The organism is Streptomyces sp. NPDC051976 (genome assembly GCF_040680795.1).
Classification (GTDB): Bacteria; Actinomycetota; Actinomycetes; order Streptomycetales; family Streptomycetaceae; genus Actinacidiphila.
In genome coordinates, this window is the sequence record NZ_JBFAXL010000049.1 from 22,023 (window position 1) to 35,286 (window position 13,264).

Here is a 13,264-nt window from a genome sequence, read left to right on the forward strand (position 1 = left end):
AGCGGGGGGATGGGCGGTACGGGTCAGACGCGGCCGGTACGCGGCCGATGCCGATGGGCGAGTGCTTCGTACGAGGCGGACAGCGCCGGGGCCGCGTTCTCGTAGGTGCGTTGCGCCACGCCGATGAACAGGCAGTCGACGACGAGCAGTTGACTCGTACGGCTGGACATGGCGGCGGGCCGCAGCTCGCTCTCCCGGGACGTCGAGGTGGTCAGCACGAGGTCGGCGTACTGGGTGACCGCGCCGTCCGGGCGGCCGGTGATGGCGATGGTGGTCGCGCCGCGGTCGAAGGCGGCCCGCAGCGGCTCGATGACGTCGTGCGTGGAGCCGGAGTGGGTGATGGCCAGCGCCACGTCGCCGGGGCGCAGCTGCACGGCGTTGGTGACGGCCAGGTGGGGGTCGGCGTGGGCGTGCGCGATCAGCCCGATCCGCAGCAGCTTCTGGGCCAGGTCCTGGGCGACCAGGCCCGAGGCGGCTATCCCGTAGACGTCGGTCCTGCGGGCGGCGGCCAACGCCAGGACCGCGGCCTCCAGTTGGACCATGTCGAGCTGCGCCGCGGTGTCCGCGAGGGTCTGCTGCTCCTCCAGGGCGAGCTTGGTGACCACGTCCGCGAGCGGGTCGTCGACGGCGATGTCGGCGGTGACGGCCGGTGGCGCTCCCGCGGCCTGCTGGGCGGCGAGCGCGGCCAGCGCGAGCCGCAGGTCGCGGTAGCCGGGGTAGCCGAGCAGCCGGGCGGTGCGGACCACCGTCGCCTCGCTGGTCCCGGTGTGCACGGCGAGTGCGGTGACGGTGAGGTGGGAGCAGCCGGCGGGATCGCCCGCGACGGCCTCCGCGACCCGCTGCATCGAGCGGGTCATCGAGGGGCCGAGCGTGCGGACCTTGGCCGCGAGGGCCCCCGGGTCCGGGGGCGTGACGGGGATGACGGGCGCGCCGGGCACGCCGCGGAGGGCGCGGGCGCTCAGGGGGAAAGTTTCCTTCACGCTATAGGTCACCCTGTGAAAGGTATTTTCATGCACGGTCCTCGTCAAGGCCGCCGACAGCGGCTCACCGCCGGCTGCGGCACCCTGGGCGCCCGGGAATGACCTAGCTGCTCGCCGCAGGCGGGTGCTTACGGCGGCGCAGGCCCGCGCGGGTCAGACGGTCGACGAGTTCCTTGCTGCCGATCTCGATCGCACCGAGGGCGACCGCCTTGCGGTAGCTGGTCGAGGGGATGTCGTAGTGGTCGCGCTCGAAGGCGCGGGCCGGGGCGCCGAGGCGGGCGGCGAAGGCGTGCAGCTCCTCGTACGAGACATCGCTGACCAGGTGGGACCAGAAGCGGCCGTGGCCGGGCCAGTTCGGCGGGTCGATGTAGACGGGCACGGCGGCGTCACGCGCCCAGCGCGCCGACGGGGGCGACCACCGCGCCGCGCGCCTCGCAGACCCAGTGCGGGTCGGGGCCGAGCTCCGGTTCCACCGCGAGGGCGTGCGGCTCCTCGCACTCCGGGCAGAGCGGCCAGCGGCCGTATGTCTCCAGCAGGGCGTCCTGGACGTCCTGCGCGACCAGCCCGGCCACGTACTCGGCGCCGTCCGGCCACTGTTCGAGCCACCAGCGCCGCGCGCTGACCGCGTCCTCGACCAGCGACACGATCTCCGCCTGCGCCACGTCACGGGCGGTCAGGTCCGCCAGGACCAGGGCGCGCGCGCTGTGCAGCGCCGCTTCGCACATGTCGGGTCCACCATCCATCGCCATTCCCCCATTGTCGCAAGTCGCCGGGGTGCCGGCGGCGGCCGACCGGCGGCAGAAGCGGGTGACCGGGAGCGGCAGCGACCTACGCCTCCAGGAGTTCCAGCTCCGTGCTCAGGTTGCGGCGGGCCACGGACTCCCAGTGCTCCTGGCCGTAGGGGGTGCGGAAGAGGCGGGGGAGGTCGAGGAGTTGGCGCAGGACGGCGGCGCGTCCGGCGCGGAAGTCCTCGTCGGGCACGAAGCCGTACTCCTCGCGGACCGCGGCGGCGTACGCGGCGTAGTCGGCGGGGCTCCCGGCGAGCACCGCGAGGTCGGCGTCGCACAGCACCTCGCCGTTGTGGTCGCCCTCGGCCGGGTCGTGGGTGACGGTGAGCCGGACCAGCCGGGCCACCTCGGCGGTGCGCTCGGCGTCCACCCCGGCCTCGGGCAGGGCGCGTTCCGCCAGATGGGCGCTGCGTTCCTCGTTCTCCGAGCGGTCCGGGCGGTAGACCGCGTCATGGAACCAGGCGGCCAGCGCGACCGCCTCGGGGTCGTCGGCGTACGAGGTCAGCTCGGTGGCGCGGGCCAGGACCGCCACGAGGTGGTCCAGTGTGTGGTACCGCCGCTGCGGCTCGGCCCAGCGGTCGAGCAGATCGCTCCCGTACGGCACGGGGTCGGGGGCGTCGGCCGCCGTCCGGCAGCGGTCGAGCAGGTCGCACCACTCGGCCAGCAAGGCGTCGTAACGGTGGTGTGCGGCGGTCGTCGTCGTGGGCATGCGGGTAATTGTGCGCTACACGTCTCGCGCGCGAGTGACGCATGTGGCACTCTTGCTCATATGTCTAGACCAATATTCGAGGTGATCGCCCTCGGCGCGGAAGACGCCGCAGCGGCCCAGGAGGGCGGTGCGGACCGCCTTGAACTGGTCACCGACATGGCCGCGGACGGCCTCACCCCGTCCCGCGCCACCTTCGGCGCGATCCGCGCGGCCGTCGACATCCCGCTGCGGGTGATGCTGCGGCTGTCCGACGGGTTCAGCGCCGGGAGCGCGCGCGAACTGGACGCCCTGTGCGAGGCCGCGCAGGGGCTGCGGGCGGAAGGGGCCGAGGAGTTCGTCCTCGGCTTCCTCGACGGGCGGGGCCGGGCGGACCTCGACGCGATCCATGCCCTCGTCGACGTGATCGACGGCTGCGGCTGGACCTTCCACCGGGCGCTCGACCGCACCGCCGACCGGGACGCCACCCGGCTCCAACTGGCGGGGCTGCCCGGACTCGACACCTACCTGACCGCCGGATCGCCCGCAGGCGTCTCCTCGGGCCTTGCCGTACTCGGCGAGGAGGCCGCGCGCAGCGGCGAGCCGGGATACGAGCCGACGCTGCTCGTCGGCGGCGGCCTGCTGCTCGAACACCTGCCGGTGCTACGGGCCGCGGGCCTCCACGGCTTCCACGTGGGCGGCGCCGTGCGCCCCGCGGGCTGGGCCGGTCCGGTCGACGTCAGCGCCGTCCGGACCTGGCGCGCCGCCCTCGACGCCCCGGTGGCCGTGGCCTGAGGGGTCCACGGCCCGGCGTGTGCCCCTCACTCCACGAGCGCCTCCGGCAGCGGCGCCGAGTGCAGTACCGCGAGGCCGGAGACCGCGCGGGTCAGCGCCACGTAGAGGCGGCGCAGGCCGGTGCGGGTGTCGGGCTCGGCCGAGACGATCGCGGCCGGGTCGTCCAGCACCACGTAGTCGTACTCCAGGCCCTTGGCCAGCGAGGCGGGGACCAGGGTGAGGCGGGCGTCGGCCGAGGTCTCCTCACCGGGGGAGAGGTGGCGGACGCCGGCCGCCGCCAGCGCCTCGGTAAGCGCGGGGATCCGCGTGTCGGCGGCGATCAGGCCGATCGAGCCTTCGTTGCCGAGCGCGGCGTCGCAGGCCGCCAGCACGGCCGCGTCCAGCTCCCCGGGCGTCACGGCCTCGACCGTCAGCGCGCCCGGCGACTCACGGACCGAGGTGGCGGGCGCCAGACCCGGGGCGATCGAGGGCAGCAGCCGGGAGGCGTACGCGATGACCTCGTGCGGTACGCGGAAGCCGCGGGTCAGCTCCTCGACCCTGGCCTCCGGCTTGCCCAGGTGCTCCAGGGCCTCGGGCCACGAACCGGTGGCCCACGGGGTGGTGCCCTGGGCGAGGTCGCCGAGCACGGTCGCCGAACCGGTCGAGCAGCGCCGCCCGACGGCCCGGTACTGCATCGGCGACAGGTCCTGCGCCTCGTCCAGCACCACATGGCCCAGTGAGGACGTCCGCTGCACCAGATCGAGCGCCTCGTCCACCAGCACCGCGTCCGCGGCCGACCACTTCGCCGAGGCCAGCCCGCGCGCGGGCTTCTGCCACAGCAGCGCCTTCTGCTCGTCGGCGTCCAGCACCCCGTCCGCCGCCGCGGCCAGGAAGTCCGGGTCCGACAGCAGCCGCAGCACCGTCTTGGCCGGATCGACCGCGGGCCAGCACGCCTTGACGGCCGCCTTCACCGCGGGCGTGCGCGCCACCGCGTCCTGCACCCGGTCGTCCGGCGCCTCGCCCGCCCGCTCCATCTGGACCAGGACGGCGTGCGCGATCCGCTGCGCCAGCGCGTCGTGCGCGGCCCCGTACCGGATGTCGCGGTCCGCCAACTCGCGGACGATCTCCTCCAGTTCGTACGCGGGTACCCGCCAGCGCCGGGAGCCGCGCACCACCATCACCGGCTCGGTGGGCATCGCGATGCCCGACCGCACCGCCCGGCGCAGCACCTCCGCCATCCGCGCGTCGCCCTTGATCCGCGCGGTCTCGGCCGAGTCGGTCCCCCGCACCTCGACATGCGCCACCAGGTCGTCCACGGTCGCCTGCTTGACCTGCAACTCGCCCAGCGCGGGCAGCACTTGCTCGATGTACTGCAGGAAGGACCGGTTCGGCCCGATGACCAGGGTGCCGGTACGGGCCAGCCGCTCGCGGTGCGCGTACAGCAGATACGCCACCCGGTGCAGGCCGACGGCGGTCTTGCCGGTGCCGGGACCTCCCTGCACGCAGACGGTGCCGGTGACGCCCGCGCGGACGATCTCGTCCTGCTCGGGCTGGATGGTCGCCACGATGTCGCGCATCGGGCCCACGCGCGGCCGCTCGATCTCGGACTGCAGCAGCCTGCTGGACGTCTCGGCCTCGGCCGGGTCCGACAGGTGCTCGTCCTCGTAGGCGGTCAGGTCACCGCCGGTGTACCCGAACCGGCGGCGCAGCCGTACGTCCAGCGGCTCGGTGCGCGAGGCGCGGTAGAACGGCTGCGAGACCGGCGCCCGCCAGTCGATCACCATCGGGTCGCCGTCGGCGTCGTGCACATGGCGGCGGCCGATGTAGAACTGCTCGCCCGCCGCGCCCTCGGCCAGCTCGCTGCCCGGCGCGTGCAGGTAGTCGAGGCGGCCGAAGAAGAGCGGGGTGTCGGCGAGGTCGGCCAGTGCCTTGATCCGGCCGTCGATCTCGGCGGCGAGGATCCGGGCGTTGACCCAGTTCCCGGTGACGTCGGAGATGTCGAGGGACTCCACGTCGTGGCGCATCGCGCGCAGCGCGGTCCGGGACGAGGACAGGTGGTCGCGCTCCCGTTGGAGGGGGTCCCGCGGGTCTTGCGCCGCTTGGTGCGGGTCGTGCTTCGGGGCGTGCGAGGGCACGGCTTTGCCTCCGGCTGATACGTGGACGTACGCAGGGTGGTCGTCGCGAGGACGACGAGCCGGCCGGTTTCCGTCCGGTCGGCGGCACTCCCGAAGGGAGGCGGCAAGACGGGCGATCATACGCCGCCTCGGCGGGGGCCGCGAATGGATTTCCGACCCGTCTAGGGGGCGACCCTGATGCCCTTGTCAGGGTCGGACGTCAGCCCAGAGGCGGACACGCTGCGTGAGAGTTACGCCCTCAGCCGGACGTCGGCCGAACGGGGGATTTCGTACGGTGGATACATGACCACCACCACCGTTCCCCCAGGTCCCACCGTCCACGGCGGCACCGCTCTCGGTGCCCGCCCCGACCACTCCCGCCACCTGCTCGGCAGCACTCTGCGTGCGGTCCGCGTCTTCGCCAGGACCGCTGTGGACGTGGTGCTGCTGGGCAGCGAGGGCAAGCGGTACTGAGCGCGCTGAGTATCCCGCACCACCCGATGTGAGTATCCCGCCGCTTTTGGGCACCACGGCCAGAGCCGTTGAATAGGTGCCATGACCAGGCGGAGCTCCTACGGCACGCAGCACGCGGCGTACCAGTCGCGGGACCCCTACGGCCCCGCTCGCCCACACGAGTGGCAGCACGGCGGCCCGCAGCGGCTGTCCCCGGGCCCCGGGCCTTCCTACGGCCCCGGCCCGTACGACGCTCCCGTCCGCGGCCGCGTCATCCCGCCCGGCCCCGGTTCCTTCGGGCGCGGGCCCGGCCACGACGCCCACGCCTTCGTCGGACCGCTGATCGCGACCGTCCTCGCGGCGCCGCTGATCGCCTTCTGCGGCCTGATCATGATGTTCTCGCCGATGGCCACGGACTCCTGCACCCCGGACGGCTGCCAGGCGCTGAACCGCGCACTGCTCACCGCGCCCTGCGTGCTGTTCGCGGCCGTGGTCGCACTCGGCGTCTCCTGGGCGCTGCCCTGGCGCCGCAGCTACCGGGCGGCCCGGCTGGTGGTGGCGGCCGCTTCCCCGCTTCTGGCCGCCACCACCCTGATGCTCTACTTCCACCTCCCGGCGCCGAACTGACGGCGCCGGGGCGTGCCACCGGGCGGGCCGCCCGCTAGATGTCCTCGCCGGCGCCCGTCAGCAGGTCGTCGGCGTCGACGATCCGGTAGGCGTAGCCCTGCTCGGCCAGGAAGCGCTGCCGGTGGGCGGCGAAGTCCTGGTCGATGGTGTCGCGGGCGACCACCGAGTAGAAGCGGGCCTCGTGGCCGTCCGCCTTCGGGCGCAGGACCCGGCCGAGGCGCTGTGCCTCCTCCTGGCGCGAGCCGAAGGTGCCCGAGACCTGGATGGCGACGGTCGCCTCGGGCAGGTCGATGGAGAAGTTGGCGACCTTCGACACCACCAGCACCGAGATCTCGCCGTTCCTGAAGGCGTCGAACAGCTTCTCGCGCTGCGCGTTCGACGTCTCGCCCTTGATCACCGGGGCGTTCAGATGCTCGCCCAGTTCGTCGAGCTGGTCGATGTACTGCCCGATCACCAGCGTCTGCTGCCCGGCGTGCTTGGCGACCAGTGCCTCGGTCACCCGCCGCTTGGTGGCGGTGGTGGCGCAGTACCGGTACTTCTCCTCCGGCTCGGCGGTCGCGTACGACAGCCGCTCGGAGTCGGTCAGATTGACCCGGACCTCGACGCAGTCGGCCGGCGCGATGTAGCCCTGCGCCTCGATCTCCTTCCAGGGCGCGTCGAACCGCTTGGGCCCGATCAGCGAGAAGACGTCCGACTCGCGGCCGTCCTCGCGCACCAGCGTCGCGGTCAGCCCGAGCCGCCGCCTGGCCTGCAGGTCGGCGGTGAACTTGAAGACCGGCGCGGGCAGCAGATGCACCTCGTCGTAGAGGATCAGGCCCCAGTCGCGGGAGTCGAACAGCTCCAGGTGTGCATAGACGCCCTTCCGCTTGGTCGTCAGCACCTGGTAGGTGGCGATGGTGACCGGGCGGATCTCCTTGCGGGTGCCGCTGTACTCGCCGATCTCCTCCTCGGTCAGCGAGGTCCGCTTCACCAGCTCGTGCTTCCACTGCCGGGCCGAGACGGTGTTGGTGACGAGGATCAGCGTGGTCGCCTTCGCCTCGGCCATGGCGCCCGCGCCGACCAGCGTCTTGCCCGCGCCGCAGGGCAGCACGACCACGCCGGAACCGCCGTGCCAGAAGTTCTCGACGGCCTGCCGCTGGTACGGGCGCAGCGCCCAGTCGTCCTCGCGCAGCTCGATCGGGTGCGCCTCGCCGTCCACGTACCCGGCGAAGTCCTCCGCGGGCCAGCCGAGCTTCAGCAGCACCTGCTTGATCTGGCCGCGCTCCGAGGGGTGCACGGCCACCGTGTCCGGGTCGATCCGCGCGCCCACCAGCGGGATGATCTTCTTGGAGCGGAGGATCTCCTCCAGCACCGGCCGGTCGGTGGTGGTGAGCACCAGGCCGTGCGCCGGGTCCTTGCTCAGCCGCAGCCGCCCGTAGCGGTCCATCGTCTCGGCCACGTCGACCAGCAGCGCGTGCGGGACGGGGTAGCGGCTGTACTCCACCAGGGCATCGACCACCTGCTCGGCGTCATGGCCCGCGGCTCGCGCGTTCCACAGGCCGAGCGGCGTCAACCGGTAGGTGTGGATGTGCTCGGGGGCCCGCTCCAGCTCCGCGAAGGGGGCGATGGCCCGGCGGCAGGCGTCGGCCTGCTCGTGGTCGACTTCCAGGAGGAGCGTTTTGTCGCTCTGAACGATCAGACAGGACACGCATTACCTCCGCTGATGGGACCGAACAGAGAATTGTACGTCGGATGGCGGGCACGACCCGGTGTCGGACGTCACTCGACCGGCTCCGCCTTGCGCCCTCCGTGTTCGCCATCCGTGCGAACCTTCGCGACACCTGATCGTGGCGCTCGCGGCAATTCGTCGTATTTGATGTTTTCTGTGCCGTATGGATCACCAGCAGACGCAACCCCCCACTGACCCACCGCCCCGGCGGGGGACACGGCGAGCTGTCGCCGCGTCCACCGCCGTCGCGGCCGCGGCGGTCATCGCCGTGGCCGGTTTCCTGCTCCCCGGTTCCGCGGCCGGTGCCGCCGACGAGGGCGGAAACGGCGACACCCACTACTCGGACACGGGGTGGCCCGCCCCCTCGCAGCCGGACACCGGCTGGCCGTCGCCCAGCATGAGCACGACGAGCTGCCCCCCGACCCACCACACCAAGCCGCCGCACACCCCGCCGACGCACCACACCAAGCCGCCGCACACCCCGCCGACGCATCCCACGCATACGCCGCCGACGCACCCGACCCATACGCCGCCGACGCACCCCACGCACACCCCGCCGACGCACCCGACGCATACGCCGCCGACGCACCCCACGCACACGCCGCCGACGCATCCGACCCACACCCCGCCCACCCATCCGACGCACACCCCGCCGACGCACCCCACGCACACGCCGCCGACGCATCCGACCCACACGCCGCCGACGCATCCGACGCACACCCCGCCCACGCACCCGACGCATACGCCGCCGACGCACCCGACGCATACGCCGCCGACCCATCCGACGCACACCCCGCCCACGCACCCGACGCACTCGCCGCGGCCGCACCTGCCGCACACGGGTGCGCAGGTCGGGTGGATCGCGGCCTCCGCGGCCGGCGTCCTCGGAGCGGGCGGGCTGCTCGTCGCCCTGTCCCGGCGCCGCGGGCGGCACAGCTAGGCACAGCCAGTCCCGAACCGGGGAGCGGCTGAGAACCTCCGCTCCCCGGTGTCCGGTTCCGGCCGCCCGCGTCGTACCTCGGCGTACGGCGGCCGGTCCCGGGTAGGCGGCGCCATGAACAGTGCCCAGCGAGGGGGACCGACTCATGGCGGTGCGAGCGGCGCGGCTACGAGCCGCACTGACGGGCAGGCCGACGCCCGAGCCCACGGTGAAGCCGAAGCCGACGACCAAGGCGCAGGCGAAACCCAAGCCGAAACCGAAACCGAAGGCCAAGGCCGCCGACACCAAGGCGAAGCCCAAGCCGAAACCGCGACCGAAGCCGAAGGCCGACGCCAAACCCCGGTCCAGGACCGGGACCACGATCAAGGCCAGGACCACCAAGCCGAAGCCCAGACCCCGAGCCGCACCCGCGCCCGAGCCCGTACCCGCCCCCGCGCGCGAGTCCGAGCCCGTGCTCCAGCGGCGTACCTGGGGGTCGACGCTGGCGCGGGCCGCCGTACTGGCGGTCGCGTTCGTCTGCATGGTCGGGTTCGCGGTGGCGCTGGCGAAGGCGACCCTGGTGCCGTCACCGGCGTCCGACGACCTGATCCACACCAACCTGCGGCCGGGCGACTCGATCCGCACCTATCTCGACCAGCCCGCGCTGCGCGACACGGTGAAGCAGATCGGCGGCAACATCCTGCTCGGCGTGCCGTTCGGCATCCTGCTGCCGATGCTCTTCCCCAAGTTCCGCGGGCTGCTGCGGGTCGCGGGGGTCACCGCGCTGGTGATGGTGATGGTCGAGACCGCGCAGGGCCTCCTCGTCGAGGGCCGGGCCTTCGACATCGACGACGTCATCCTCAACACCCTGGGCGCCCTGATCGGCTACGTGCTGCTGGGCCTCCGTCTCGGCCGCGCCCTCCACCCGCGGCGCGAGCACTGGTGGCACCGGTTCCAGAAGTCGCCGTAAGGGAAGCCGGGACCGATGTCGGTGGGGGATGCCACACTGTGAGTGACGACTTCCGAGGAGGAGGTGGCGACATGAGCGTTGCGCACGAAGACCACTACGGGCCGTGGACCATAGAGCAGGTGCTGGCGTTGGGTGAGGACCGCGGACAGCGGCGGGAACTGATGGGGGATGCACTGCTCATGTCGCCGGCACCGGGATTCAAGCACCAGCGGGCGTCGCTTCGCCTGGCCATGCTCATCGACGCGGCGATCCAAGCAGCCGGGGCGCCCTTTGAGGTTCTGGAGGCGGTGAACGTCGTCCTGCCCGACGGGCTGTTCATCCCGGACATCGCCGTGGTCGACGCCGCCGCGGCCGCCGAGGACCCCGTCACCTGCGATGCCGAGGCCGTGCTCATGGTCGTCGAGATCGTCTCGCCTTCCTCGAACGGACGGCGGGTCGACCGGCTGCTCAAGCCTCCGTATTACGCGGAGGCCGGGATCGAGCACCTGTGGCGGTTCGAGCTGGTTCCCGCGCCCATGCTGGTCGTGGCCGAGCTGGAGGCTGGGCGGTACGTCGACCGGGTGGTGGCCGAGGCCGGGCGCCGCACGCTCGTCGAGAAGCCGTTCTCCGTGGAGATCGACCCGGGCGAGCTGGTCAGGGCGCGGGGCTGAGCTGCGCGGAGTCGCGGAGGTCAGGCCGGGTCGTCGGCCAGTTCGGAGACGCCTGTGATGCGGTGCAGGGCGAAGGTGCGCACCTCGTCGGTGGTGTGGTCGTACGCGGTGACGTAGCCGCCCTCGACCCGGACCGGGGCGATGACGCGCTGGCTGGCGGCGCCGTCGGCGTTCACGTATCCGATCCACAGGGACTCGCCGGTCAGCACGGCGGCCTGCATGGTGGCCAGCGTGTCGGCGGCGGGCGAACGCGGCAGGCCGCGGGCGGCGCCGTCGGCTGCGGTGTCCCCGCCGTTCGACTCGGGGGAGCGGCGTACGGCGGTGGCGGCGCGGTCGCCCGCGCGGATCGCCTTGACCGCGGCGCCCAGCAGCGGGCCGTGCGGCACGGGCGGGCCCTCGGTGACGGGCACGGGCGCGGCCCGCGGCGGGGTGCGGCGCGCGTCGGCCCGGGTGATCACCACATCGCCGTCCGCGGACTCGGCCGCGGGGGCCAGCCCCATCGCCCGCAGCCGCTCCAGCAGCGTCGACGGGTCGGCCTGGGCGGCGACCACGGTCGGCGCGAGGCGGCGCAGCCCCAGGCCGTTCGCCCGGCGGTCGGCGAGCAGTTCGGTGAGCAGCGAGTCGTCGTCGCAGCGCAGATACGCGGCGGCCGCGCCGACCCGCAGTGTGCCGTGCCGCCGCGCCACGTCGTCGATCAGATAGCTGAGCGGCTGCGGTACCGGGGTGCGGGAGTGGGCGGTGAGGAACGCCTGCAGCTCGGCGGCGGAACGGCCCGCGTCCAGGGCGCGGCGCACCGACTCCGGGGTGAAGCGGTAGACCGTCGCGCCGCCCTTGGACTCGATGTCGGCGAGCACGCCCAGGGTCTCGGCGAGCGGCGCCCTCAGCGGGCCGGGCGCCACCGCCGTCAGGTCGGCCTGCAGCAGGACGTGGTCGAGCGGCTCGGGCAGCAGCGGCGTCAGCAGGGTCGCGGCGGCCCCGACCGCCAGCGGGTCGGTCACTCCCGGGTCCAGCAGCGGGCGGGCGTGCGCGGCGAGCGCGCCGCGGCCGGTCAGGCCCAGCGTCTCGGCGTCCGCCAGGGTCCAGCCGAGCAGGTCGGCGCGGAGCGCGTCGCCGCCCTGCCGCAGCGGGCGCTCCCAGCGCAGCCGGGCCAGCAGCTGCTCCCGGCCCGCGGCGGAACCGGGCGGCAGGTCGGCGAGGAGGCGCAGTGCCCGCAGCCGCACCTGCGGGGCGAGGGAGCGGTCGAGGTCGGGGCCGAGCGCGGACAGCACGCGGCCCTTGGCGTCCCGGGTGCCGACCAGCGCGGCGGTGCGGGTCGCGGTGAGCCAGGCGGTGGCCAGCGCGGTCCACTGCCGGGCGGCGGGCAGCAGCAGCCACTCGTCGGCGGCGGGCGTGGGCGCGTACGCCTCGTCCACCTCGCCGTCACTGGCGATCAGACCGGCGGCGTAGGCGAGTTCCAGCCAGAAGGCGGTCTGCTCGTCGCTCAGGTCGAGGGCGGTCGCGGTGCGCTTCAGGTCGCGGCGGCTGATGCCGCCCGCGCGCAGGACGACGGGGCCGCCGGTCTCCCACTCCTTGAGCAGTTCGCCGACCGTGCGCACGGCGCCGAACGCCTGGCCCGCGGCCGTGGCGTCGACGGTCTTCGCGGTACGGGGCACCGCGTCGACGTACGGCGCGAGCGGCTCCGGGTGGCGGTGCGCCCGGCCGCCGCGCAGGCTCAGCGCGGCCTCCCGGGGCAGCAGCACATTGTGCGGGCCCGCGGGCAGCAGCAGGCCGCGGGCCATCAGCCACTGCACCGGAGTGGCGGCGTCCGCCGCCCGCACCGGCACGGTCGCGTCCCGCACCTCGCCGTACGGCGGCCCCCACACCAGCCGGTCGAGCACCGCCCGGGTGCCGTCCGGCGCGGCGGCCAGCAGCGCCGCCAGCCCCGCGCCGTCGGCGAAGAGCCCGGCCAGCGCCTCGATCGCGCTCATCGGGTCATGGGTCGCGGCCAGCCCCGCGTCCGCGACGATCTCCTGCAGCCGCGCGGGCGACATGCCCACGGTGGCCTCGGCGACGGACGGGCCGAGGCCGGTCGCCGACGGCACGCTCGCGGCGGGCGCCAGCAGGTCCCTGGCCGTACGGACCAGCCGTAGCCGGTCCTCGCCGCCCCACACCAGCGCCTGGGCCCGCAGCTCCGCCACCGCACCGGGCAGCGCGCCCGCGACGGCGGCGGCGAGCGCGGCCTCCAGCGGTTCGGTGCCGGCGGCGCCCGTGGCGTCCGTGCCCGTCATCAGGGCGGTCAGCGCCGAGTGCGAGCAGCCGTCGGGCGACACCGCGAGGGCTTCCGCGACCTGCTGGGAGAAGCGGTCGAGGTGTTCGAAGGCGCGGACCACCGAGGTGCGGGTGGAGGCACGGGTGGCGAGCTGGGTGAGGTCGTTGGGTACGGGGGAGAGCAGGTCGGGCCGGGCACGCAGGAGGAGGGCCAGCGCGTCGTCGTCTCGGCCGCGCAGGTCCTCCGCGAGGGTGCGCGGGGCGGTGCCGCCGCCGGTGCCTCCGGTCGTCATCCGTCCCACATTAGCGGTCCTGGGGAAGTACCCCGAGTGGGCGGGGATCGAAAATC

Annotated in this window: 13 protein-coding genes; 6 read left to right on the top strand and 7 right to left on the bottom strand. The window is 73.8% G+C overall.

The window, feature by feature from the left end; translation table 11 throughout:
* Positions 1 to 23: 23 nt before the first annotated feature.
* From AB0M29_RS34335 to AB0M29_RS34350, 4 genes are all read right to left on the bottom strand, one after another.
* Positions 24 to 938 (bottom strand): MurR/RpiR family transcriptional regulator, encoded by a 915-nt coding sequence (locus tag AB0M29_RS34335; protein ID WP_365390138.1) that lies wholly within the window; start codon positions 936 to 938, stop codon positions 24 to 26.
* Positions 939 to 1,083: 145 nt separating this feature from the next.
* Positions 1,084 to 1,359, bottom strand: a complete 276-nt coding sequence (locus AB0M29_RS34340) for a DUF4031 domain-containing protein (protein WP_365390056.1) — start codon at positions 1,357 to 1,359, stop codon at positions 1,084 to 1,086.
* A 7-nt stretch (positions 1,360 to 1,366) separates the two neighbouring features.
* Entirely contained in the window at positions 1,367 to 1,729 is a 363-nt protein-coding gene (locus AB0M29_RS34345; protein WP_365390058.1) for a hypothetical protein, read from the bottom strand.
* Between the two features lie 79 nt (positions 1,730 to 1,808).
* Complete coding sequence (locus tag AB0M29_RS34350) at positions 1,809 to 2,477, bottom strand: hypothetical protein (protein WP_365390059.1); 669 nt, start codon at positions 2,475 to 2,477, stop codon at positions 1,809 to 1,811.
* Positions 2,478 to 2,537: 60 nt separating this feature from the next.
* On the opposite strand from AB0M29_RS34350, the gene AB0M29_RS34355 reads away from it, so the two are divergent.
* Positions 2,538 to 3,248 carry a copper homeostasis protein CutC gene (locus AB0M29_RS34355; RefSeq protein WP_365390061.1) on the top strand — a complete coding sequence of 237 codons (711 nt, stop codon included), beginning with the start codon at positions 2,538 to 2,540 and terminating at the stop codon, positions 3,246 to 3,248.
* Positions 3,249 to 3,274: 26 nt separating this feature from the next.
* Here AB0M29_RS34355 and AB0M29_RS34360 read toward each other — a convergent pair whose 3' ends face one another.
* Positions 3,275 to 5,362, bottom strand: a complete 2,088-nt coding sequence (locus tag AB0M29_RS34360; RefSeq protein ID WP_365390064.1) for a UvrD-helicase domain-containing protein — start codon at positions 5,360 to 5,362, stop codon at positions 3,275 to 3,277.
* A 282-nt stretch (positions 5,363 to 5,644) separates the two neighbouring features.
* On the opposite strand from AB0M29_RS34360, the gene AB0M29_RS34365 reads away from it, so the two are divergent.
* Both AB0M29_RS34365 and AB0M29_RS34370 read left to right on the top strand, forming a co-directional pair.
* Positions 5,645 to 5,815 (top strand): hypothetical protein, encoded by a 171-nt coding sequence (locus AB0M29_RS34365; protein WP_365390066.1) that lies wholly within the window; start codon positions 5,645 to 5,647, stop codon positions 5,813 to 5,815.
* A gap of 81 nt (positions 5,816 to 5,896) precedes the next feature.
* On the top strand, positions 5,897 to 6,421 hold the full coding sequence (locus tag AB0M29_RS34370; protein ID WP_365390067.1) for a hypothetical protein: 525 nt from the start codon (positions 5,897 to 5,899) through the stop codon (positions 6,419 to 6,421).
* A 34-nt stretch (positions 6,422 to 6,455) separates the two neighbouring features.
* Here AB0M29_RS34370 and AB0M29_RS34375 read toward each other — a convergent pair whose 3' ends face one another.
* On the bottom strand, positions 6,456 to 8,108 hold the full coding sequence (locus AB0M29_RS34375; RefSeq protein ID WP_365390069.1) for a DNA repair helicase XPB: 1,653 nt from the start codon (positions 8,106 to 8,108) through the stop codon (positions 6,456 to 6,458).
* Between the two features lie 184 nt (positions 8,109 to 8,292).
* Here AB0M29_RS34375 and AB0M29_RS34380 point away from each other — a divergent pair, with 184 nt between their 5' ends.
* The 3 genes from AB0M29_RS34380 to AB0M29_RS34390 all read left to right on the top strand — a co-directional run bounded on the left by AB0M29_RS34380 (position 8,293) and on the right by AB0M29_RS34390 (position 10,668).
* Positions 8,293 to 9,069: an LPXTG cell wall anchor domain-containing protein gene (locus tag AB0M29_RS34380; RefSeq protein ID WP_365390072.1), complete on the top strand. Its 777-nt coding sequence runs from the start codon at positions 8,293 to 8,295 to the stop codon at positions 9,067 to 9,069.
* Between the two features lie 145 nt (positions 9,070 to 9,214).
* Positions 9,215 to 10,018 carry a VanZ family protein gene (locus tag AB0M29_RS34385; RefSeq protein ID WP_365390074.1) on the top strand — a complete coding sequence of 268 codons (804 nt, stop codon included), beginning with the start codon at positions 9,215 to 9,217 and terminating at the stop codon, positions 10,016 to 10,018.
* A gap of 71 nt (positions 10,019 to 10,089) precedes the next feature.
* Entirely contained in the window at positions 10,090 to 10,668 is a 579-nt protein-coding gene (locus AB0M29_RS34390) for a Uma2 family endonuclease (protein ID WP_365390076.1), read from the top strand.
* A 20-nt stretch (positions 10,669 to 10,688) separates the two neighbouring features.
* Here AB0M29_RS34390 and AB0M29_RS34395 read toward each other — a convergent pair whose 3' ends face one another.
* Positions 10,689 to 13,208 (bottom strand): helicase-associated domain-containing protein, encoded by a 2,520-nt coding sequence (locus AB0M29_RS34395; protein WP_365390079.1) that lies wholly within the window; start codon positions 13,206 to 13,208, stop codon positions 10,689 to 10,691.
* Positions 13,209 to 13,264: the final 56 nt, after the last annotated feature.